The organism is Kitasatospora sp. NPDC004669 (assembly GCF_040609455.1).
GTDB lineage: Bacteria > Actinomycetota > Actinomycetes > Streptomycetales > Streptomycetaceae > Kitasatospora.
Genome location: NZ_JBEXKB010000028.1, coordinates 90993 through 113303, shown reverse-complemented (window position 1 = coordinate 113303; position 22311 = coordinate 90993). Strand labels below are relative to the sequence as shown.

Below are 22311 nucleotides of genomic sequence, written 5' to 3'. Positions count from 1 at the left end.
TCCACCCCGAAGGGCTTCACCGTTCGACTTGCATGTGTTAAGCACGCCGCCAGCGTTCGTCCTGAGCCAGGATCAAACTCTCCGTGAATGTTTACTCGGCCCCGACAATCAAGCAGGGCCGGTCCACACCCGCGTTGAGCGGCACGGCAACCACCGGAATAGGGCGGTCCCGCGCACTGCGTCCTCGCTAGTGTTATTTCAAAAGGAATCTCCAACCCCGATCAAACGATCAAGGCCGGGGATGTCAACATATCTGGCGTTGACTTTTGGCACGCTGTTGAGTTCTCAAGGAACGGACACTTCCTTCGGACCGCCTTCCAGCGGGCCCTCCGGGCGCTTCGTTCTTTCGTGTTTCCAGCTTATCAGATGTTTTCCGCTCCGTTTCCGGGGCTTCGTTCATCCAACTCGCCGGTGTCTTCAAGGGCTTGGCGCCCCGTCCGACGTTTCAAACTCTAGCCGGTCCTCGCTCCGAAAAGCGAATCCAGCTGCAATCCACAGAGAACACGCACGCCGAATTCGCCCCGAGTCGCGACACGAAAAACGCGCACGCGACCCGGCCCGAGCCGGGAAGTGGTGTTTCAGGGGATTGGCCGCTCCGGGACCGTCCGCGCCGATGCGTGTCCGGTGCTCCCTGCCGAGCAGCTAGAGAACACTACGCCCAGCAGGGGCCGCAGGCAAACCAGGCCGGGGACGAGCCGGACCGGGCCACACGGGTGTGCCTCTCTACCCGCCGACAGCCGGCCAACAGCCGGTCGGAAAGCCACCGGGCAGCCACTCGCGACCCGCGGCCAGCCAGCCGACGGCAAGGAGAACAGCGAGCGGGACGGCCAGCCATCCACACGGTGGCCTACGCACGTTCGTCCCTGCGTCAGAACGTACAGGTCAGGAAGGCCTGTTCGATGAATTCCACGCCGGATGGCCTCGACATCGCGCCGGTCGGACTGCCCGGCCGGGAGAAGCGTTTCAGCGAGCCGCCGCTCGACCAGGTGGCGGACGTCGTCGAGGACGTGCTGCCGTGGGTCCGCGAGCGACGTCTCTGCACCCATGAGGGGTGGGCCTGTCAATGGGCAGGCTGAGATGCCCGGGACTTGCATCCGGGGTCTCTTTATTCGGGGGTGTCCTCGTGGTTGTCCGGTGCGGACCGCCGCGTGGGAGGAGTCCGGTTGGAGCGCCCGGAGCCCGCGAGGAATCGAGCGGGCGAGGACGAACGAGCTGGACGCGGACGAGCGGCGGCCGATGATGGTCCGACGAGGACGACCGGAGTCCTTGTGGGGATGGCGTGTTGGTGTTCCCCGGATTCGGTCGGGCGTGTGGCGTCACATGCACCCTCCCCCAGCCTTCGGCCGGGAGGTACCCCCACGGCGTCCGACCGGGGCCGGCGCCATGACCGTGGTGCGGGGAACCGGGCTGCTCAGTCAGGTCATCGGGCGCGGCGGTGCCGTCTCATGCGGAGATGCGAGCTCACCCGGAGCGTGTGGCCGCCCCTGGGGGCGTGGCGGTTGCGCGGCGTGGTGTCGTCTGCTGGTCGTTGACCTCGCGCAGGACGTGGTAGGCGCGGGCAAGGAGCTTGCGGGCGACCGCGGTGGTGGCGATCTTCTTGCCGCGCCGACGTGCCATCTCCTGGTAGCCGGGGGCGAACACGGGGTGGCGTTTGGCGGTCTGGGCCGCCTCGCACATGATCCAGCGAAGCCGGGGGGAGCCCTGCTCGGAGATGTGTCCGTGGTGGACGGTGCGGTCGGAGTTGCGCACGGTGGGGGTGAGTCCGGCCCAGGAGGCGAGCTTGCGGGCGGAGGGGAAGCGCGTGATGTCGCCGACCTCGGCGACGACGGCCAGCGCGGTGATGCGCGGGGATCGCCGCGGGCGCAGGCGGCGAGGTCCCGATCGAGCGCGTCGATCGGTGGCTGCAAAGCGTCCATGACCGCGAGGAGGTCCTCCACCACGTGGCGGGCGGCGTCCGGCAGCGGCAGTTCGGCGAGCCAGGCCCGGCCGGGGCCGGTGAAGCACCCGCCGGCCGGTCGGGTGTGACCGAGGCCGGCGAGGACGGCGTGGACCGCAAGGAAGGCGAATACCGCGACGTCCCTCTACCCACCCACACCCGGCTGAGCATCCTCTCGTACGCGGACACGTACGGCACCGTCGACGGCTACCTCCTCCGCCACCCCCGGGACCTCAGCAAGCCCTACCCGTACCACCTGCCGCACAACCAGTGGCAGCGCATCGTCAAGCAGTCCGACGACGTCAACGTCCCCGAAGGCATGGTGATCTACGGCCTCCGCCACTTCTTCGCCTCGAACTGCCTCAGCCACAATCTCCCCATCACCGACGTCGCCGAGTGGATGGGGCACAAGAGCATCGACGTCACCTCCGAGATCTACCGCCACCTGATGCCCGGCTCCATCGGCCGCGCCGCGAAGCTCCTCGGCCTCGGACTCGCCGCCTGAGCACGAGCGGGGTCTGCCCACCTGGGCAGACCCCTCTCGCGATAGCGACCTCACGTAGCAAGCAGGAGCTGTTGCTTCACCCACGCCTGAACCTCAGACACCTTGAACTGAAGCTTCGCGTTCCGCCCACTCCCGAACCTGTACGGCACAAGCCCGACCCGAGGAGCTTCGCGGTACACCCATGCAGCGGACATATTCAGATACGACGCCTTCTGCTTGACACTCATGAACTGCTCGGGCACGGACTCCTCCTGCATGGCGGCCAGATCTAAACGGGACCCAAATCTCACCGGATCTCAACAGCTTGGCCGGACCGTCACAGCGTGATACGGGGAGTGGCGAACCTTGCCGTTGCCTGCGTGGCTCACTTGCCCCCCAGCGATCGAACGGGCGTCCTGCTAGTGTTCGTCAGTCCGAATCCCGCAGGCCAGGGCCCACCTCGTCCACCACGCATGACGTCTCATGACATCTCATGACGCCCAGTCCGTGAGAGGCGCGTGAGAGGCAGCTGGCGAGGGGACGTTCGAGAGTGATTGGCATCATGCCCCCTTGGTATCGCGACCGGCGCCCTCGAGCGCCTCATTCCGCCCCGAACCCGGCGTAGCCACAAGCCGACTCCGACCAAACGATCCGCAGTATTCACACCCCTGTGAATTAATGCCAATCAGCAGATGATTCCTTTCAATCGGAGCGTCACTCAGATTAGGAATCGCTTCCCGTGGTGCCGAGCGCAACAGCGCCCCCTCCCGCGCACCCGGCCTGGCGGCTGCTCGAAGGCGCTGCGGCGGGCACCCCGGCGGCAAGGTCCGAGGTGCTGTGCACCCGGCCGCTGGACCTGCCCACCGCCGACCGCCCCCGCTACGCCGCCTTGGTGGGCCGAGTCGCGAGCAGGGACGTCCCGGAGACCGCCCATGCCGCGCTGGACCTTCTGGCCGCCTGGTCGCCCTGGTACCCCGAAGCGGAAGAGCTGTTGGTGGCGGGCATCGTCGACCTCGCCAACCGCTCCTCCTGGCGGGCCGCAGCGGCTGGCCTCGCAACGCTGGCCGCCCGCGGCACGGGCCACCGGCTGACCGGGGCACTGGCACAGCTGCTGGCGATCGAGGCGACGGCCGCAGGCGGCGCGGACCACGAGGACGAGAACGGGCCCCGGCTGGACGCGGCGGCCGGCCGGGACCGCCCGACCTGGCAGCGGATCGACCACCTGGTCGCCCGGCTCAGTGCGGGCCTGACCGACCGCCCGTCGGCAACGGCCCGGGCCACTGCCGATGCAGCGGCCGAACTCCTCGCCGAGACACCCGACTTCACGCTACACGCCATCCGACTGCGCACCGCCACCCTGAACCTCGACGCGACGCACGACGACCTGCTCGCCGAACTCGACCGGCTGGCCTCCGGTGCTGGCCGCCCGCGCGGCCGAGGCCCTGCGAAGCCGGCTCAACACCACGCGCCGTCCGGGCGACCCGGAGGTGCTGCAGGGCGTGGTCGAACGGCTCGCGGCACACGGCGGCTGCGCGCACGGCCTGTTCGCGGTCGGCCTCGCCCACGCCCTGGGCCCGCGCACCGGGTGGCCACCGCACTGGCGCGCCCTGCTGCGCACGCTGCGGCAGCATCCGCGGCCGGACGTCCGGGAGGCGGCGCTGGCCGCACGGACGGCGGTAGGGGTACGGCGAGGCAGCCCGCACTGGGCGCGGACAGCGACACACGAGATCCTCAGCAAAGCGTGCCACGCAACGGGCCTGCGTCGTGGCCACGCTGCCGGCCCCGGCCCGTGGCGGGCGTGATCGCGGCCAGCCTGGTGTCGTCGTCGGTTCAGCGGCCGGCTCGGGCCAGCAGCCTCCGTTGGCGGACGGCAGTGACGATGGCCGATCCCCACAGAACCGCAGCGCAACCCAATCCCGGCACGGCCTGCCACACGGCATCCGAGGCATCGGACAGCTGCGCTGCGATCGGAGTGGCCAGCGCGACCAGGATCATCGCGGCGCCTATCCAGCGCAGCACGGGCGTTGCGAAGGTCTTGGCCAGGGGCAGGAAGTGAACACCCACGACCAGGGCGGACCAGGTGTACATCAACTCCGGCCGGTGAAGGGTGTTGCGCAGGCACGTATTGCCCACGCCAAGGGCGATCGCCTCGACGATGACGACGAACGTGAAGTCGGTGCCCTTCTTGGCGGACGCGGGAGCGCCTGCCAGATGGGCCGGGGTCGACAGCGCCGACCAAGCCAGATAGCCCAACGAGAGGACGGCGAGTACCGCGAGCAGGGCCCCGCCGGCCTGCGCCACGGACAGGACGTCGCCGGAGACGGACGCCAGGCCCAGGACGAACCACAGGGCGCCGAACAACGAGCCCGTCAGTGCCCCCAAGCAGCCGTTCGCCATCTGTTTCCTCAGAGACCTGCGAGCTGCGTCGCGGCCTAGGGTGACCATCATCGGGGACCGTTCTCCTGGCTTCCGGGCGGGGACGCCTCGTTCGACGCCCCCGGCGCTGACCTGACTGTCAATCAATTATGCTGATCGCAGTCATCAGTGCGCGAACTTCGGCATGACTTCCTCGGCGAAGATCTGCAGGCTGGGTGCGGCCACCGAGTAGGGCATGCCGCCGAAGTCGACCTGCCACAGGATCGTGTCGATCTCGCCGACCTCTTCGATGAACCGCTCGATCCGGCTGATCACCGTCTGCGGGCTGCCGACGATGGCGCTCCCGGTCAGGCGCAAGTCCGTTCCGGACATCGACTTCAGGAAGCGGCTCATGCCGGAGTAGGAGGCGTAGTCCGGGGAAGCGGTGTTGTTCCACGAGTCGGCCGCCGAGGTCCAGACATCCAGGTAGTTCTGCAGGTACCGGTCCGCCAGCCGGTTGGCCTCGGCGTCAGTCTCGCACACCAGCAGGGGGAGGCTGGCGACGACGCGAGGCTGCGGGACCGCCGCCGTACGCGGCTGGAAGGCATCCCGGTAGGCCTTGACCCGCTCGGACGGCATTCCGAGGCCGCCGGGAGTGATGAGCAGGCCGTGGCCGAGTTCCCCGATCCGCACGAAGCTGCTGGGGGTACGCACGGCCGCGACGTACGTGGGCGGGCGCGGCGCCTGGACGGGACGCGGCAGCGTGGTCGCGTCACGGTAGGAGAAGTACGGGCTCTCCCGCGTGACGTTCTCCTGCGTCCACAGCTCGTCCACGGCCGCGATGGTGGCCTCGAACCGTTCCCGGCTGCCATCCAGCGGAACGCCGAAGGTCTCGAACTCGTAGGGGAGGTAGGCGCGGGCGAAGCCGACGTCCAACCGTCCTCCGCTGATGGCGTCCACCATGGCGGTGTAGGAGGCGATCTTCACCGGGTGGTGGAAGGAGGGAAGCAGGCAGCCGGTCATGAGCCGGATGCGCTGGGTCTGCGCCGCGACCGCGGTCAGGAAGGTGAGCGGGCTCGGACAGTAGCCACCGTAGGGGTGCAGGTAGTGCTCGGTCATCTTCACGTGGCTGTAGCCGAGTTCCTCGGCCAGCCGGGAGAGGGCGAGCGTCTCCTCGAAGTACTCGGTCGCCGGCTTGGTCTCCGGCGTGACGTCGGGAAGGAACGAGATTCCGAATTCCACTGTTTCTCCTGGGCGTTGTGTTCGGTTCGGGGCGCTGTTCAGCGGGGGTCGACGTGCGCGATGATGCCCTCGCGGCGCAGGCGCCGCAGGAGTGCCACCCGGCTGTCCGGGCCGTCCAGCCAGGACAGTTCGGCGCTCCGCACGGTGTTTCGCGCCAGGAGGTCCGCCATGCCCTCGCGCAGCGCGGCCGGCATCGTGAGGGTCCGCCCGGCCATCCGCACGTGGAGGGTGTCCTCAATGGTCTCCAGCGCGAAGACGTGGTGGCCGCGGACCGCGAAGGTCTCGTGGAGGTACTCGTCGCGCGAGGTCGCGACGTGTCCCGTGACGGCGTCCGGCAGCGGCGCGGGGAACCGTCGGAGGGCCGCGGTCCTGAGTACGTCGACGAGCTTCTCGGGCGAGGCCTCGCTCAGCCAGCTGGTGGCGGCCGCCAGGACCGCCGAGATCTCCTCGGTCGCGCGGTCCGGGTCGGTGATCAGTGCGCGGCTGAGTGCCGTCCGCATCGGTTCTTGCCTGCCGACGATCTCGGCGATCTCCTGCCAGGCCCATGCGGCGGTCGTGGTGTCCACCGAGACGGTGAGGTGGAGCGAGGTGGATTCGGTGGACCGTGCCGCATGGACCCAGCCCCGGGGCAGCCACAGGCAGTCCCCCGGTGAGAGGGTGAACGTCTGGTGCGGCGGGCTGTCGGGGGCGACGAGCTCGCCCCGGCCGTTGCGGGCGAGTACGGCGTCCCAGGTCTCGTGCGGCAGCGGATTGGCCACCAGGGGGCGGTGGACCACCCAGTCCTTCGTGCCGTCCACCTGGACGATGAAGGCGTCGTGGATGTCGTGGTGCAGGCTGAAGCCCTGGCTGTCTCCCGGCGTCAGATACGCGTTCACGTGTACCGGGTGTCCCAGCTCGTTTCCCAGCTCGGCCGCGAACTCGCCCACCGGCTGCCAGGCATCCTCCAGAACCTGGAGAACCAGCGTCGCGCCGTCCGCCAGCCATTCGCCGATCCGCCGGGGGTCGGCCGTGTCGGAGTGCAGTGTGCTCCTGCGGAGGTACTCGTGGTCCTCCAACTGCCGCCCCTGGTGGATCAGCCTGAGCGCCGGTCGCCGCAGTGCCCGTTCGGCGAGCAACCGGTCGATGGCCTCGAAGGAGAGCAGATCGTGCATGTCGCCCCGGGCCCGGTAGATGACCGGCTCGGCCGGCGCGCGGAGGAGGAACTCCTCGGGGCTGCCGGTCAGCCGTGCCAGGACACCGCTCGGCACGGCGGTCGGTCCTCGGTTCATCGGTTCGACTTCCTGATCTCGGAGCTCAGCACGTCGTGGAGTACGGCGTAGCAGAGCAGTTCGGCCCGGGCCGCGGTGCCCAGTCGGTTGTGCAGCATGTGGATGTGGGAGAAGAGGACCGACTCGGCCTCGATGCCCGGCGTGGTACGCCAGCGGCGCATCGTGGTGCCGAGACCGTCGGCCCAGCGCCGCACCGTGCCGTTCCCGGCCGTCGGCAGCAGGGCACGGATGCCCGTCAGTTGGGCACCGAGGCGCGCCGCCTCGGCGCTGAGCGCGTCGAGGTGGGCCTGTGGTGTGCCGGCCTGGGTGAGCCAGGAGCCCCAGGTGCGGACTCCGTGCTCGCAGAACCCGAGCACCCACTTCTCGTCCTGTTCGGCGGCCTCCAGGGCGGCGGCCGTCGCCTGCAATGCGGCCTTGAACCGCACGCCCGGCGGCAGGCTCACCGCGCCCGCGTGGCGCTCTCCCCGGTGCGCGGCGCCGGCCAGCAGGGAGGCGACGATCTCGCTGGAGCGCTGGAACGACTCCTCCGCCTGTGCCATCTCCGCCCGGCCTCCGTACCTCTGGAACTCGGGCTGGTACGGACTGCGGTGCACTCCGGCGGGAAGCAGCTCTTCCACGTCGATCGCACTGCCGTTCTCACCGGCCCTGGCCAGCTGGCGGGCCTGGGCGAGGTAGTCGGCCGTGCTCAGTCCCGGCGACCGCAAGTCCGCACAGAGCCGGTCCATCCGCTCGGTCAGGCTGCGCTCGACGGTCTTTTCCTGGTCGTCGGCCAGGCCGCGAAGGCGGAGCCGAACATGCGGTCCGGCCTGCCAGTAGCGGACGAAGAACCAGCCCGTCCCGGGTAGTTCCGCGACCGTCGGCGTGACCACCTCCGCCACCGCGCGGTCCTGCAGCCCGATGTCGGCGGCCGGCAGGTGGAGATGCCAGGCGGTCCACCTGGCCGACTCTTCCATGGTGTTCACCGGGCTTGTCACTGTCGAAGGTCCAGAGCGGGTTCCAGGTACCTCTCGGTGCCGCAGATGACGCTCAGCAGGGTGGTCTCGCCCGGCTGGGTACCGAGGACCGGCTGGGTCAGCACATCGTCGAACGCGCGGGCGGGGCGGGCGTAGAGGCCGTGGGCGGCGGCCGCCAGCGACGTCCCGTGGGCGGCCCAGCCCGCGCAGTACTGCGCGGCGGTCCAGGCGCCGGTACCGAAGGTGTCGAGCAGCTCCGGAAGCCTGGCCGAGAAGAACCACACGAACGAGGCGTGCCGCACCGCGTTCCCGTTGCCCGGGGCCAGTGGGGTGCCGTAGCACTCCTCCAGCTTCCTGAGGATGTCGGGGTCCTCGACGAGCAGCTCGGTGCTTTCGGGGTTGACCCGGTAGAGACCGGTGGCGTACCCGTCGACGTTCTGCACCGCTACCGTGCAGTTCAACTTCCCATACACGGACTGAAGTTCGGAAGTGGGCGGCGGCACACGGTACCAGGCGAGCGCATCGTCGAACGCGTCGGCCGCCAGCCGCCGGGGCCGGCCGGTGACACCGGGCAGCCGCCGCGGCATGCGCCCGGCGGAGCGCCGGTACAGCACCTCGGCCCAGGACGGCATGCCCGCACCGCCCGGTGCTCCGACGGGAACGGCGGGCTGGACCAGCAGCGGCCCCGGCGTCTCGCCCTGGCCGGGTATCGGCTGTGTGGCGAGTTCCCGGTTGACCTCGACGAGCTCGCGCAGCCAGGGATCCGGGAGGCCGCCGGTCACCTCGGGCACGGTCGGTGGGACGGCAGGTCCCGGGTCGGCGGTAGCGGGGCCCGCCTCGCCCAGGTCGACGGTGACCGGCAGCGACCACTCGCCGTCCGGTCGCAGACCCCACTGGACCAACTGCTGGCCGGCGTCGGCTCCTGGCATCCGGACCCGCGAGGGAATGCCGAAGACCTCCAGCGCTATGCACAGGCTGCGGAGGTTGATCCCGATCTCCAGGTCCACCAGCGAACCGCGCAGCAACTCGTAGTAGTAGGGCAGGTGGGTGTAGCGGCCGGTCAGTGCGACACCGGTGAAGGGCTCCTGCTCGGCGGAGGGATCTCCGCCGTTGTCCTGTCCGACCAGCTGGTGTCCGTGGGCGTCCACGAACCAGGCTTCGTCGGAGCGCAGGGCGAAGGCGTGCACCGGGTACTTGCTCCGGACCGAGGCGTAGCCGCGGTGGTCCGCGTACTCGTTCCACGGCTCGCGTCGCTGGAATCCGAACGCGGTCGCCAGCGCCCGGCCCAGGGCCTCGCTCGGGTCGGGCGCTGCCAGGTCGGAGATCCGACCGTGCCAGAACGGGATCCGTTCGAGGAGGTCGGTCGTGCCGATCGGCAGTGGCGAGGTCCGGTCCGGGGAGAAGCCGGGAGGCAGTTGGCCGGACGTGGTCGGGGGTACGTCTCGGACTGTGATCGGCGCGGTGACGATCGTCTTTCCGAGGCCCTGCGTGAATGCGTAGCGAAGAACCGAGGTCTGGTCCACGCGTGAGACTCCTGGGGACGTGCTGGTCACGGGAACGGGTGGGGAAGGGTGGGCAGCGGATCGGTCGGCACGCCGGCTGCCCGTAGCGCCGATCTCAGTCGGGGCAGGCCGGTCAGCCGCTGTTGGGCGTAGCCGAAGCACATCGGGATGATCCCGGGGACCACGGCCTTCACCACGCGCAGTCCGAGATCGAGGTGATCCCTCGTCGACTGGTCGACCAGCACGATCTCGTCGAGGCCCGCGGCCCCGAACAGATTCGCCAGGTAGTCGAGAGCACCCCGCACATCGCCTTGGGCGTGCGCCGCGAGCGCCTCCGGCCAGCCGGGGAACGCCTCGGCCAGGGGGAGCACCGGTCCGTCGAGGAACTTCTCGACGACGGGCAGGGTCTCAGGGAGCGTGTACAGGTGGAAGTGGTCTTCCAGGGTCTCCACCCGCCAGGGGTCGTCGAGCATCGGCCGCAGGCGCTCCGCGTCGAGGTCGAGGGGCTTGGCCACGATCTGCCCCAGCTCCCACAGCGCCGCTCGCACGGCGCCCTCGGGGTCCGCGCTGGAACCGGCGGCGGAGAAGCTGGCCATGCCCTTCCGACCACGGTTGACCGCGCAGCCCCAGACCACCGGCACCCGGAGGTCGTTGCTCGCCACCAGCAGGTGGGCGTCGAACCCGCGGCTCTCGATCAGGGCGAGCAGCTGACGACTGACGGGGTCGGTCACGGTCGAAAGGTCGATGCGCGGCAGCGGCTGCCCGCAGTGCCAGGCCATCAGGAAGGCGTCCCGTTCGGCGAGTTCGAGCAGCGAGTGCACTGCGGCCTCCTCCACGCTGCTGCCGAGCGCGCAGCCGCTGGAGGACTCGTCGAAGTAGTTGCGCCGCCGGGTGGCCGCCCCGGCGCGCCGGGAACCGTGGTAGTCGAGGCGGTGCTCGTACTCGTAGAGGTAGAAGCCCACGTCGGCAGGGACCAACCTGGGCGTTCCGTCGGAGAGGTCGTGCCCCCAGACCCAGTCGGACTCGGTGTCCTCGTCCCAGGGCAGCACACGGCAGGAGGGATCGGCGAGCTGGCGTTCGGTGTACCGGCCGAGCCGCGTCGCATCGATCGCGTCACACCCCAGGGAGCGCTGGGAGCGGGAGCGCACCACCCGCCCGTGATGGGGGAAGCCGCCGAGCCGTTCGTAGGCTTCCAGGATCGCCACCGGCTCTGCCTCTGCCACCGTCAGGCCCCGGCCGTAGCCCATGTTCCGGGACTCCGGCACCACCGCGTCGCACATCGCGAACGGCGCCTCCACGTCACGCAGGACGCCCAGGACCGGCCCGAACCGGGGATCCACCAGGTGCTCACGCAGGCTCGCCTGGTCCAGCCCGACCCCGCCGAGGCGGCTGCGGACCGGTACCGGTCCGCCGCTCGGCTGCGAACGCAGCGTCAGCGGCTCCGGCCGCCACAGCGCCTGCTCGTCGGAGCGCGCCGGACCGGTGCGGTCCGACCCGCACACCGGACAGGAGAAGGCTCGGCGGACCCGGTGCCGACGTGCCGAGGCCGGCCCGACCACGATCAACTCGTCGGCTGCCAGGGGATGTTCGGCGCCGTTGGCCGCGATCAGGGCGGAGGTCTCGGCCAGGCCGACCGGCAACGCCGACACGCCGCCGTACGGCCGGTCGTGATGCCCGAGCAGCGGATGGTCCATCGCCACCAGGCCTCGCACCTCCACGCACCCGGCGCAGCTCGTGGTCGAGCCGCGCAACCACAGTGGGCCGATGAACAGCTCGTTCCAGACCTTGCGGACCGACAGCAGTGCCGAGGACGCCTCCTGCCACCGGGCCGACTCCCAGGCCAGGTCCCAGCCGTGGCGGAAGGACACGTCGACCACCGTCCCGCCGTGAGCGCCCGAGCCGCGCGCCACACCGGCCAGCAAGCCGGCGGGAGCCAGCCGTGCCGTGTGCGGCCCGGTCCCCGCCATGGCTGCCGCCAGCCAGTCGTCGAAGCGCGGTGCGCTCACTGCCTTCAGGGAGGTATCCGCGTCCCTCACCGGACGGCCTCCAAGGTCACCGGGCCCCACCACGGCTCCAGCGATCCCAGCAGCGGGTCGGCCGGGTGGCTGGTGCCGACCAGTCGCAAGCCGAGCACACCGAAGTGCTCCCGCAACTGCTCACACAGGATGGCCAGTTCGGCAGGCTCGACGTCATTGATGGCAGCCGTCTCCACTTGGTGCCCGACCAGATCCTTTCCGCGCACGCGCAGCACCTGGGTGCGGGCCATGGCGTTCGCGAGCGCGGCCAGCGCGGCGTGGTGGCCGTCGCGGCCCCAACCCACGGACAGGAGTTCACCGGTGTCCCGGCGGGTGACCCGGGCGAGCAGCCAGTCCACGCCCGCCACGGCGAGCAGGTCCATCCGTACGGGCACCAGCTCGAAGTCCTCCAGGGCCCGCCACAACCGACGCCCCTCGTCCGTGCCGACCTCCTGGTACGGAAGCTCGGCAACCTTCCGGGCCGTCGGTGCCAGTATCCGCAGCGCGCCGTCGACCAGCCAGCGGTCGGCGGTCAGACCGGCCGCTCCCACGGTTCGGGGACCGGTGGCCGGGGCCTGGTCGGCCGGCAGCGACGGGCACCGGTTCGCCATGGCACGCAGCCCCGTCAGACCGGCCTCGACGCCGGCTGTCGCCTGGTCTGCAGCCCAGCGTACGAGCGGAAGCCCGGCCTCGACGTCCATGTCCTCGACGGCGGCGAGCGACAGCGGAAGCTGGGGCAGGTCCACCGGCGCGCTCAGCCGCAGTAGGCCCGTCCACGGCTCGGCCGCCGCTTTGACCAGGCCGTGCCATTCCTCCGCTGTCCGGGACGCATCCTCGACGGCGCCGTCGGACAGCGCGTCGAGGGCCAGGACACCGGGGCGCGGTTCGGGCAGGGCGCCGAGGCCCAGGGCCGCCACCTCCAGGGTCGGGCCGTGCACGACGTAGCTGTTGTCCGCGCGGACGATGCCGCCCAGCATCCGGAAGACCAGCTGGGCCGCGAGTCCGACGGCCAGGGCGTCGCCGGTGGCGCGGGGGTACGGCTGCTCCCCGTCGGCCCAGCGGACGGCCCGCTCCCGTAGCCGGGTTGCGCGGTCGAAGTCTGCGGACCACTCGGCGGGCGGGCCCACGACGGCCACCGGGGTGCCCAGCAGGACCGGCACCACCAGCGGGGCCGACGGCCCCGCCGGGGCCGTCGCGAGGTCGGTGGCCGCGACGCAGACCACTGCGGCGTCGGCCTCCGGCAGTTCCTCGGGCCCGCCCGCCACAGTCACCGTCACGGCTGGGTACCGCTCGACGGTCGCGGCCAGAGCGGCCGTTTCCTCGGCCGCGACGACGAGCACCACCTCGCCGATGCCGGAACGCGCCAGGGTCCGCGCGGCCGGCAGCACCACCCGGGCGGGGCCCTGGAGCAGCACCCGGGCGCGGCGCAGCCGGGCGAACGCCGCGTACGGGTCGGCGGACTCCGCCTCCAACTGGCACAGGGCGTCGGCGAACCGCTCCTGATCGGCCCGGTCCGGCTCGCCGACCGCGTCGAGATCCAGCAGCAGCCCGTGCTCACGCAGGACCGACAGCACGTGCCGGACGGCCTTGCGGCCGTTCTCGGAGTCACCGACCGCCGCGAGGAGGTCCTCCTCGGTGCACCCCTCCTCCAGACGGGGCACACACAGGTCGACGAGCCGGAAGAGCACCGGCGGCCCGCCGAGGACGAACTTGGCCTTCTCCGTTCCGATGAAGACGCCCTTGTGTACGGGGGCGTAGTGCAACCCCGGACGCAGCTTCATCCTCATGCCGACCACTCCTCGGTGCTGAAACGTCCTCCGTCGGGGCGGGCCAGAGCCACCACCCATTCCGCCGCATTCGGCGATTCCTCCACCGCCGGGAGTGCCTCCTCCACCCAGCCACTGCTCCGTCGGGCCAGCATCCGCGGCAGCGCGCGGACGAAGAGGGCGCTGGCGCAGTCGACGTACTGGGGCTTCTCCCGCCACCGGCCGCCAGCGCTGGCGGCCGGCTCGGCGCGGTCCGCGTAACCGGTCAGGCCGAACACCGCCGACTTGAGCATCACCTGGTCCGGAACCCCGTGGCGGGCACGCCAGCGCGCCACGGCGAGCAGGCGCTCGGCGTCGCAGCCACCGGTCGGTTCGATCAGGTCCTTCGCGTCGCCGCCCAAGTACCAGCGCCGGCGGTTCAGTACCACGTCACCTGCCACCAGGCGTGGGGTGCTGGTGGTCGGTCCGGTCGGGTCCCAACCGCTGCGGCGGTGCCACTCAGCGCCGATGTCCCTGATCAGGCGTCCACCGGTGAGCAACCAGGTGGCCAGCCGCAGCGGATACGGGTAGAGCTCGGGCATCCCGGCCCCGAGGGTGAGGACGTTCAAACGCTCACCGGCCCGGTTCCGGATGTACAGCGAGTCCGTCTCCTCGTCGTGGGCGAGCAGCAGCTGCGACCAGTCGTCCGGGCCGATCCGGTCCGGCAGGACCTGGGGGTGCCGGTTGACGTTCAGCCGGTGCAGCCCGGTGTCCTCCACGGCTCGGGCGTCCCGGCCGTACCAGGCCTGGAGGGTTCGGGCCAGGCGGTTGCGTGCGTCGCCACCGTGCTGGCTCCGGGCCTCCAGGAAGCGGCCCGCGAGCATGCCGTGTCCGGCGTAGGCGTCGTTGAAGACCAGTCGGTCACCGCTGGTCTGCACGAGGACGCCGTAGGAGAGCGTCCCGTGGCGCAGGCGCGAGGGCGCGTCCGCCACCAGTTGGGCGAGCATCTCGGAGGGCCAGACCACCTCTGCCGGTACGGTGCCGTCGGCCGCGCGGCCGTCGAGGTCGACGCAGAGTTCGTCCAGAGCGCGGCGCCGTACGGCGAGCAGTTCCTGCAGCGAACCGTCGGCAGGGCCGAGGTCGGCGGCGGTGGCCTCGTTGAGCACCCGCTCCCGGATGTAGACCTTGGTGACCAGCAGTTCGGCGCAGTCCAGCAGCGAGGTGGCCCCGCCACGGCCGAAGCGCTCGACGAACGCGGCGGTCAGCAGCGCGCGCACGTCGTGCATACGGTCGAAGACCGAGAGGAACTCCACGGTGTTGGCGAGGTCGGCGAACTGCCCGGCGTGCTCCCGAAGGCTGACGGACTGCGGCTGGATGACGAAGTCCTCGTTCACCTTGAGCGTCGCCGGGCGGGACACTCGTCGTGCCAGCGACGTTCCCAACTCGTCGATCCTGCGCAGTCCTTCGAGCCGCTCTTCGGCGGCTGCCGCGGCCAGGCCTCGCAGTTCGGTGCGGATCTCCGTGAGCTCCGGGGCGCCTTCGGGCACCTCGTCCAGTGCGCTGCCGAGGAGTAGTCCGCCCATCTCCCGCCCGGACGGGACCCGGCACAGCAGGCCGGTCGACAGGCCGCCCGCGAGCAGCTTGACCGCCGCCTCCTGGTCGGTGTTAAGGCTTGCCGCGAGGTCGCGGGCGGCCTCGCTCAGACGGCGTGGCCCCATGGCGGTCACCCGCAGCAGCGCGTACACGGAGTCCGTTCCGGGCGCGGACAGACGGCGGGTGACGCCGTCCCGGGTGTGCACGAACGTGACCCGGCCCGACTCGGGCTCCTGCACGACGGACGGCGCCTGCTGGATCCACGGCTCCTGCCCGTCACTGGCCAGCCCCCCCAGCACGTAGTTGAGCAACGGCAGGTCCAGGGACATGAAGGAGGTCGCGGCGACGTCCCGGACCGCGTCGAGCCGCCGCCCGTCCGGGGACAGTTCCAGGACGCCCACGGCCGTGAAGCGGCTCAGCGGGCTGGTACGGGTGAGGGCGCGGGCGAGGTACTGGACGATTCCCCGCTCCGACTTGCGCTCTTCCCGCGACAGGGTGCCCTGCGTGAAAGCCCGGGTGTAGCGCTTCACCGCGTTCAACACCTCTGGGGCGCTGAGCGCGAGCGCTCGCCGAAAGTCCTCGTCACCGGCGAGCGTGACGAGCGCCTCCTGCTCGGTGACGGCGGACTCCGGGCTGCGGCGGATGAGTTCGTGTTCCAGCACCGCTGCCTCGTGGGCCAGCTCCAACCACCGGGTGCAGACTTCCGGTAGGGCCAGCCCGTCGGTGTCCGGCAGCCGTCCGTTGTGAATGTCCCGTCGGAGCTGGAGCAGGCGCCGCCGGGCGGGGCCGGTGGCTGCTCCGATCAGCGTGTGCAGCTCCTTCGAGCACTTCTCGCCGAGCCGGATCAGCTCGGCGTGGCAGGTCTGGTACTCGGCCAGTATCCGGACGGTCTCGGAGCTGGCCAGGCGGGTCCGGCGCAACGGGTTGAACCGGAGCATGACCGTGTCCGCCACCGGTGGGAACGTGTCCACCGGTGCCGCCGGAGCCGCGAGTACAGGTTCGACAGTCATGTGGTTCACCCCTGTGCGTTTCCCGGGAGCCGGCCGAGGTCGGCGTTGAGGTCCCTGGGTTGGTAGCTGTCCTTCATGGGTTCGAGACGGTCCCGCCAGTCGCGACCGGTCACCCTGTCCACCGCCTCGCTCACCGCGTAGCAGAGGTAGAGCCGGGTCATGGGCGACACATCGAGGATCGGAAGCTGCTGGTAGAAGAGGTTGATCACGACACGGAACGAGGTGAACCAGCCGGGTGGGTTGTCGAGTACCCCGGTGCCACCCACCGTCCGGTGGAACTCGCTGAGTTCGTCGGGGCGCCGCAGCGACTTCCCGCTGAAGGCGGTTTCGATCCGAGGCGCCGTCTGGTCGCCGACCGCCATGTGCTGGACGGCCGCGTAGTCGAGGGCTCCTGAGGCGACGGCGGCGTCGAACAGGCCCGCCGAATAGGCGGCGGCTGCCCTCCAGCCGTTGGCGGTGGCGCTCCCGGAGCCGGCGAGCGCCCCGCGCACTGCGGCCTCGACGAGATCCCCGTCCGTCGCCAGACGACGGGCGAACTCCTCCCGGAGCCGGTCCGCGTGCGGCGTCCATTGGAGGAACGACTCGACGTGGGAGCGCAGGGAGAAGCAGCCGTGCTCCAGGCCGGCCGGGTGGATGCCCACCACGGCCGCGAAGGCGCTGGCGAGCTCACGCTTGAACTCCGCCTCGTCCGTGATTCCGGCGGTCATCAACAGGGGTGCCGTCATTCGGGCCATCGCGCTCCCGCGAAGGCGGTCGAGACCGGAGTCCCACCGTCGGACCTGCTCAGCCGTCAGCTCGAGAACGGTTCCATGCTCGTAGAGCGGAAGGTAGGGCGGCGGCACGCGTTCCAGCGCACCCAGACGTTCGGCCTTCCGAAGGTAGTCCGCCTCGGTGACCGGCTCTGCTTCCACCGCGTCGCAGCCGCGCCGCAAGCGGTGGAGCACCGGTTCCCAGGGGATCTCCCGGTCCACGTGGTCGTGGACCTGGAGTTCGAGGTGCGGACCATGCAACCAGCCGCGCCGCAGAGACACCTCCAGAAACCCGTGCTCCTCCTGGAGCCAGGTGACGGCCGGGCCCAGGTACTGGGCCACCCACGCACGGCGGCTGTGCACGTAGGCCCTCAGCGCAACATGGCCGGGCAGTTGCATGTCACTCCTCATCTCGCCATCGGGCAACCGCCTGGTGGCGGGGGAGGGTTCCCCCGCCACCAGGACTCACATCAAGCCGCTGTCAGCAGCAGCAGGACGAGGAGCTGGACGAGGAGCAGCACCAAGCGTGGTTGGTGTCCGAGGCGCCCAGCTCCGGAACGACGACCGCGTCGGTCACGTCGAGGACGGACAGCTCCTCGACCTCGAACGCAGCGAAGTCAAGGTCCGACAGAACCTGCATGTCCATGGAACTTCCTTTCGTTTACTGGCGGTTGATCCCTTGCCGCTGGTCAGCAGCAGCAGGAGGAGGAGCTGGAGGAGGAGCAGCACGCGAAGTTCGAGTGCGAGGCGCCGAGCTCCGGCAGCGCCACGGAGTCGTTCAGGTCGAGGACGGACAGCTCCTCGACGCCGAAGACCGAGAACTCCTCATCGGTGATTGCAATGGCGGTCTCCATGGAGACCCCTTTCTCGCGGAGGGTATTTACACCTTCGACCCCGCTGCGACTTTCAAGCCCCGCAGGGCCGAATTGCTTTCGACACTACCATCGAAAGTGGGAGAGTCAATACATTTTTCCGACCGCCTCAATCGGCCAGAAACCTGCGACAGAAAGCCGAAAAAGGGCATGCTGAAAAGGCAGCGCGCGAATGGCACGCAGCCGAAGATTAGCCATCGGAAGAAGTGCGTCCTTTGCCAGTCATGCCACAGCGAAAACGGCTGCCAGGGGCGGAGGCGGCAACGCCGGCAGGCAGCGCCTCCGCAGCCTCGGAAGCCGCTATCGGGCTTATGGGGTGCACGATCAGAAGAGGCAGATCGCCTTTGCCTGGCGACAGAACCCTAGGAGCGCCCGCGAATGCGGCGTCGCACACTCCAGAAGCACAGCGGGAGCAGCACACACACCCAGAGCAGCAGAATGGCTGAGGACCGCTCCAGCTCGAAGCTCCCCGCCACCTCCGCCGACCGCATCCCATCGGGCAGGAGCGCGGCGCGCATGCCCTGTGCCATCCACTTCAGTGGAAAAAGTGCCCCGACATGCTGAAGCGCACTGGGCAGCCCACGGAACGAGTAATAGACGCCGGAGAGGAACTGCAGGAATATGAAGGGGAACTGGATGGCACCCGAAGACTTCTTCGGATCCTTGATGAGCGAGCCCACCAGAAACCCCATGGCGCAGGCTGCGGCGACTCCCATCGCGCACACCCACGCGAAAGTCACCCATCGAGCGGGATCGACGGGAAGTCTGAAGCCGAACCACAGCACGGCCACCAGCAGCACTGCTCCGACATCGACGAAGGCCAGTACCGCAGCCTGCACGACCTTGGCGATGAAATAGGAGGCGAGTGGAAACGGTGTGGCCAGGATTCGCTTCATCGTGCCGTCACTCATGTCGGCTGCGACAGCGGAACCGAGGGAGCCGAAGGCAACCGACATGATCGCGGATGCACAGACCCCCGCGACGATGAGATCACGTACCGGGACGTGCGTCCCGGTAACCTCTCCCTGGAAAAGAGTCCCGAATAGCAGCATGAGGCCCACCGGCAGAGCGAGGCCGAAGCACACGGCCTGAACATCCCGCACGTACACCCGGATCTCGGCCAGTCCGCGGCTCACCCCGAGTCCCAGCACCGAGGATCGAAGCACCCGGGGGGTGACCTGGGGCGAGGTCATCGGTCCTCCCCGATCACCGCCAGGTAGCGGTCCTCAAGTGAAGGCCTGTGGATCTGAAGGTCCGGCAGTGGCCCACCCAGCTTCGACTCGAGCTGCTTCAGCGTCACTGCGGCGTCGTCGGTCCGAACACTTTCCGGCCCGCCCGCACCTCGCCAGCTGATGACGGCTGCAGCGTGCCGGCGGCCGAGTTCGGCAGGCGTCGAGATTTCGAGAACCTCGCCTGCCTTGAGGACGCAGAGGCGGTCCGCCAGGTGGCTGGCTTCGTCCAGGTAGTGCGTCGTCAGCAGGATCGTGGTGCCGCGCTGCGCAAGCCGCTGGATCAGTTCCCAGAGGCTCCTTCGCGCTTCCGGATCCAACCCCGTGGTCGGCTCGTCCAGGAACAGCACATCGGGCCGGCCGACAATACCCAGCGCCACATCGAGCCTTCGTCGCTGGCCGCCGGAGAGGCGGTCCACCCGCGTACGCACACAGTCCGCGAGACTGACGGCTTCGAGAACGTCTAACGGCTCCAGAGGCTTCGAGTAACCGCGGGCGAACTGTGCAACCAGCTCACCGACCCGCCAATCACCGTGGTCCGTACCGTCCTGGAAAACAACGCCCACGCGGTCTCTCCAGGCCCGGTCGGCAGTGGCTGGATCCACCCCGAGCACCTGCACGGTACCGGCCGATGCAGAACGCATTCCCGTCAGGATTTCCACGGTAGTGGTCTTGCCCGCGCCATTCGGACCCAGCAAGCCGAAAACCTCACCTCGGTCAACGGAGAAGGATATACCGTTGACCACCGCATGCGACCCGTATGTCTTCACGAGATCGTTGACGACCAACGGGGTCGCATGCCCCGATGGAACGATCTCGCTCGAATTGCGCATAGCGCTGCCTGTAAAACGACCAAAAAAAGCAGAGCGTTGCCCTGGCAAGTGATCCCCCGACCGAAACCTGGGACACAGAGCCCACTGTTTCGTGCTCCCACACCCAGGGCCCCCGTTGACCCTTGGGCACTCTCTATTCATTTCCTGTTAACAGAGCATGAGTGGATGTTAGGCACGACGTCGATCGAGAGTCAACGACCGAACCTCCGTCAACGAACGTTAAGATTCGGAGGGGTTACCTCCACTCAGCTTGGCGGCTACTTTCCGCAACCATTCCGGTCGAAGGATTGGGGGCGTCCGCCGGACTCGATGACGCCCCGTCACCGGCAAGGCCGCCGCCCACCCTCGCGAACAGCGGACACTGAGGCACGGATCACAGCTCGCATTTTCGGCTCTCCTGTTGCTTCCGTGGGTGGGTTCATGCAGCTTGACGGCCTGGTAGGTGGGGTCGGTGGCCGCCGAGGCTGAGCATGGCGAGTGCGATGAGCGCTGCGGGGTCCTTGAAGCCGAAGGCCATACGGGCGATCAGCCGAATCTTGGTGTTCATGCTCTCCACGAGCCCGTTGCTCATGGAGTGCTCGGCCGCCGCCGTGATGGCGTCCCAGTGCTTGACGATGGCCCGTTGCAGCTTGACGAAGGGCTCCAGTCGCGAGCGGCGGGCCCAGGACACCCAGTCGCGCAGGGCCTCGGGGGTGTCGGGGCCGGACTTCAGTGCCAGGCGAAGGCCTTCCTTGAGCAGGTAGGCGCGGTGCAGGACCGGGTGGGCCTTCGCGACGAACTCCAGTTGCGCGCGCTGGCGTTCGGTGAGGTCCTCGGGGTCCTTCCACAGGGTCCAGCGGGCCTTCTTCAGTGACTTGGAGCCCGGGGTGGCGCGTCCCTTGCCGGCGCGCTCGGCGTTCCAGATCTCGCGGCATACGGCATCGAGCGCGTCGGTTGCCCACTGCACGGTGTGGAACGGGGCCATCACCCGCACCGCCTGCGGGCAGCGCTCGGCGACGACGGTGGCGATCCAGTCGGCGGCGTCCGCGCTGACGTGGGTGATCCTCGCGGAGCGTTCAGGGCCGAGCAGCTCGAAGAAGGACCGCAGCGTCTCCTTGTCAGTCGTGAATCGCAGGCATGCGCACAGCCCGGGAGTCGCCTGGCTGCTCGCGCTCTGCGCTGTGCTGCTCGGCCTGTTCCTCATGCACGGCATGGACGACGGCGCGGCCGGGGACGGCCTCGCCGCCGAGAAGGACGGCTACCGCCTCGGCTCCCGCGCCACCAGCCTCCCCGCCGGACAGCCCGCTTCCTACACGTTCACCGTCACCGGCCCCGACGGGAAGCCGGTCACCGACTTCGCCGTCGACCAGACCAAGAAGCTCCACTTCTACGCGATCCGCTCCGACCTCACCGGCTACCAGCACCTCCACCCGGCCATGGCCGCCGACGGCACCTGGACCGCCGACTTCGCCGCACTCCAGCCCGGCACCTGGCGGCTGTACGCCTCCTTCACCCCCAACACCGGCACCGGCACCGGCACCGGCACCGGCACCGACTTCCTCCTCAGCCGCACCATCACCATCCCTGGCGACGCCACCACCACCCCCTGCCCGCGGCCTCGACCACCACCACCGTCGACGGCTACACGATCACCGTCCAAGGCGAACTCATGGCCGGCATGGCCCACCAACTGACCGTCGCCTTCGCCAAGGACGGGCAGCCCGTCACCGACCTCCAGCCCTACCTCGACACCTACGCCCACATCAGCGCCTTCCACGAGGGCGACCAGGCCTTCGCCCACCTCCACCCCGAGACCACCGTCAACGGCGACCACGGCGGGCCGAACCTGACCTTCCACGCCGAACTCGCCAAGCCCGGCAACTGGCGCGTCTACCTCCAGTTCCAGACCGCCGGACAACTCCACACCGCCGCCCTCACCCTCCACGTCAACTGAGGACCTCCGGGTGGGGTGCCGCCACGCGCTGCACCCCACCCGGCGATACACAGCCCTGCCTGGAGCATCTGCAACAACCACCGAAGCGGTGGACCGAGGCAGCCGCCAACCTGGACCGAGTCGCCACCGGCCTCGCGCGCTGGGCGGACCTCGTCGTGTAGCAGCCCAACAATCTGAAGATCAGTCAACAAAGTCAGCATTGGTCCGACCAAAGCCGTCCACAGATGGCCGCACCCGAGAATCGACGGCCGTCCGGATCGAGCCCGTTAGAGGCCTGAGCCGCTGCCCTCCAGGTCGGCGACGGCAGGCAGGAAGGCCCTCTCCGCAGCCCTTCCGCCCGCCACACGAAACCCCAGGTCAGCGCACTCGCCCCCGCGCTTTCAGCGGTGTGGCGGGGAGTTCAGGGGCGGGCAGTCGGTCACCCCCGTAGCCGTGCACCTCACCGAATCGATTGGTGGTCATCCAATCCGAACGGGCTTGTGCAATATCGTCGTTCGACCGCCCGATGAAGTTCCACCACATATCACGGGTTTGCCGTTTCGTCCCAGGTCAGGGGCGTGATCGACCATCCGGGGTCAGCAAAAGGTCAGCA

20 protein-coding genes, 1 rRNA gene and 2 pseudogenes are annotated in these 22311 nt (G+C 69.5%); 5 read left to right on the top strand and 18 right to left on the bottom strand.

Features of this window, described 5'->3' with window-relative positions; genetic code table 11:
• Positions 1–88, bottom strand: a 16S ribosomal RNA gene (locus ABZW30_RS23460); the annotation flags it as partial.
• A gap of 811 nt (positions 89–899) precedes the next feature.
• Here ABZW30_RS23460 and ABZW30_RS23455 point away from each other — a divergent pair.
• On the top strand, positions 900–1076 hold the full coding sequence (locus ABZW30_RS23455) for a hypothetical protein (RefSeq protein ID WP_355673115.1): 177 nt from the start codon (positions 900–902) through the stop codon (positions 1074–1076).
• 385 nt (positions 1077–1461) lie between these two features.
• Here ABZW30_RS23455 and ABZW30_RS23450 read toward each other — a convergent pair whose 3' ends face one another.
• Entirely contained in the window at positions 1462–2004 is a 543-nt protein-coding gene (locus tag ABZW30_RS23450) for a transposase (RefSeq protein ID WP_355673114.1), read from the bottom strand.
• Here ABZW30_RS23450 and ABZW30_RS23445 point away from each other — a divergent pair.
• Entirely contained in the window at positions 1941–2441 is a 501-nt protein-coding gene (locus ABZW30_RS23445) for a site-specific integrase (protein ID WP_355673113.1), read from the top strand. The genes ABZW30_RS23450 and ABZW30_RS23445 overlap by 64 nt on opposite strands.
• Positions 2442–2491: 50 nt before the next feature.
• Here the strand turns inward: ABZW30_RS23445 and ABZW30_RS23440 are convergent, their stop codons facing one another.
• Positions 2492–2683, bottom strand: coding sequence for a hypothetical protein (locus tag ABZW30_RS23440; protein WP_355673112.1), 192 nt, complete (start codon positions 2681–2683; stop codon positions 2492–2494).
• Positions 2684–3835: 1152 nt separating this feature from the next.
• On the opposite strand from ABZW30_RS23440, the gene ABZW30_RS23435 reads away from it, so the two are divergent.
• A complete protein-coding gene (locus tag ABZW30_RS23435) occupies positions 3836–4222 on the top strand; it encodes a hypothetical protein (protein WP_355673111.1) in 387 nt (128 codons plus the stop codon).
• Positions 4223–4250: 28 nt separating this feature from the next.
• On the opposite strand, the gene ABZW30_RS23430 is transcribed toward ABZW30_RS23435, so the two are convergent.
• The 14 genes and pseudogenes from ABZW30_RS23430 to ABZW30_RS23365 form a co-directional block, all read right to left on the bottom strand.
• Positions 4251–4817 (bottom strand): hypothetical protein, encoded by a 567-nt coding sequence (locus tag ABZW30_RS23430; protein ID WP_355673110.1) that lies wholly within the window; start codon positions 4815–4817, stop codon positions 4251–4253.
• A gap of 144 nt (positions 4818–4961) precedes the next feature.
• Positions 4962–6017 (bottom strand): LLM class flavin-dependent oxidoreductase, encoded by a 1056-nt coding sequence (locus tag ABZW30_RS23425; RefSeq protein ID WP_355673109.1) that lies wholly within the window; start codon positions 6015–6017, stop codon positions 4962–4964.
• A gap of 38 nt (positions 6018–6055) precedes the next feature.
• The gene (locus ABZW30_RS23420) at positions 6056–7285 is read right to left on the bottom strand and encodes a cupin domain-containing protein (protein ID WP_355673108.1); all 1230 of its coding nucleotides are present in this window, start codon (positions 7283–7285) and stop codon (positions 6056–6058) included.
• A complete protein-coding gene (locus ABZW30_RS23415; protein WP_355673118.1) occupies positions 7282–8238 on the bottom strand; it encodes a thiopeptide-type bacteriocin biosynthesis protein in 957 nt (318 codons plus the stop codon). Before ABZW30_RS23415 ends, ABZW30_RS23420 begins: the two co-directional genes overlap by 4 nt.
• Positions 8239–8255: 17 nt before the next feature.
• Entirely contained in the window at positions 8256–9761 is a 1506-nt protein-coding gene (locus ABZW30_RS23410) for a hypothetical protein (protein ID WP_355673107.1), read from the bottom strand.
• Positions 9762–9787: 26 nt separating this feature from the next.
• Positions 9788–11746: a YcaO-like family protein gene (locus ABZW30_RS23405; RefSeq protein ID WP_355673106.1), complete on the bottom strand. Its 1959-nt coding sequence runs from the start codon at positions 11744–11746 to the stop codon at positions 9788–9790.
• A gap of 26 nt (positions 11747–11772) precedes the next feature.
• Positions 11773–13542, bottom strand: a complete 1770-nt coding sequence (locus ABZW30_RS23400) for a hypothetical protein (RefSeq protein WP_355673105.1) — start codon at positions 13540–13542, stop codon at positions 11773–11775.
• Positions 13539–16103 (bottom strand): lantibiotic dehydratase, encoded by a 2565-nt coding sequence (locus tag ABZW30_RS23395; protein WP_355673104.1) that lies wholly within the window; start codon positions 16101–16103, stop codon positions 13539–13541. The genes ABZW30_RS23400 and ABZW30_RS23395 overlap by 4 nt, the downstream gene beginning before the upstream one ends.
• Before the next feature lie 5 nt (positions 16104–16108).
• Positions 16109–17263: a hypothetical protein gene (locus ABZW30_RS23390; protein ID WP_355673103.1), complete on the bottom strand. Its 1155-nt coding sequence runs from the start codon at positions 17261–17263 to the stop codon at positions 16109–16111.
• A gap of 70 nt (positions 17264–17333) precedes the next feature.
• Positions 17334–17498, bottom strand: coding sequence for a thiazolylpeptide-type bacteriocin (locus ABZW30_RS23385; protein WP_355673102.1), 165 nt, complete (start codon positions 17496–17498; stop codon positions 17334–17336).
• Between the two features lie 43 nt (positions 17499–17541).
• Positions 17542–17706, bottom strand: a complete 165-nt coding sequence (locus ABZW30_RS23380; protein WP_355673101.1) for a thiazolylpeptide-type bacteriocin — start codon at positions 17704–17706, stop codon at positions 17542–17544.
• Positions 17707–18086: 380 nt separating this feature from the next.
• The gene (locus tag ABZW30_RS23375) at positions 18087–18917 is read right to left on the bottom strand and encodes an ABC transporter permease (protein ID WP_355673100.1); all 831 of its coding nucleotides are present in this window, start codon (positions 18915–18917) and stop codon (positions 18087–18089) included.
• Positions 18914–19786, bottom strand: a complete 873-nt coding sequence (locus ABZW30_RS23370) for an ABC transporter ATP-binding protein (RefSeq protein ID WP_355673099.1) — start codon at positions 19784–19786, stop codon at positions 18914–18916. The genes ABZW30_RS23375 and ABZW30_RS23370 overlap by 4 nt, the downstream gene beginning before the upstream one ends.
• A gap of 418 nt (positions 19787–20204) precedes the next feature.
• A pseudogene (locus tag ABZW30_RS23365) lies at positions 20205–20885 on the bottom strand (transposase); the annotation flags it as partial.
• A 61-nt stretch (positions 20886–20946) separates the two neighbouring features.
• Here ABZW30_RS23365 and ABZW30_RS23360 point away from each other — a divergent pair.
• Together ABZW30_RS23360 and ABZW30_RS23355 are read left to right on the top strand one after the other, a co-directional pair.
• Entirely contained in the window at positions 20947–21459 is a 513-nt protein-coding gene (locus ABZW30_RS23360) for a hypothetical protein (protein ID WP_355673098.1), read from the top strand.
• Entirely contained in the window at positions 21435–21719 is a 285-nt protein-coding gene (locus ABZW30_RS23355; RefSeq protein WP_355673097.1) for a hypothetical protein, read from the top strand. The genes ABZW30_RS23360 and ABZW30_RS23355 overlap by 25 nt, the downstream gene beginning before the upstream one ends.
• 357 nt (positions 21720–22076) lie before the next feature.
• Here ABZW30_RS23355 and ABZW30_RS23350 read toward each other — a convergent pair.
• Positions 22077–22241, bottom strand: a pseudogene (locus ABZW30_RS23350) (pirin family protein); the annotation flags it as partial.
• Positions 22242–22311 lie beyond the last annotated feature (70 nt).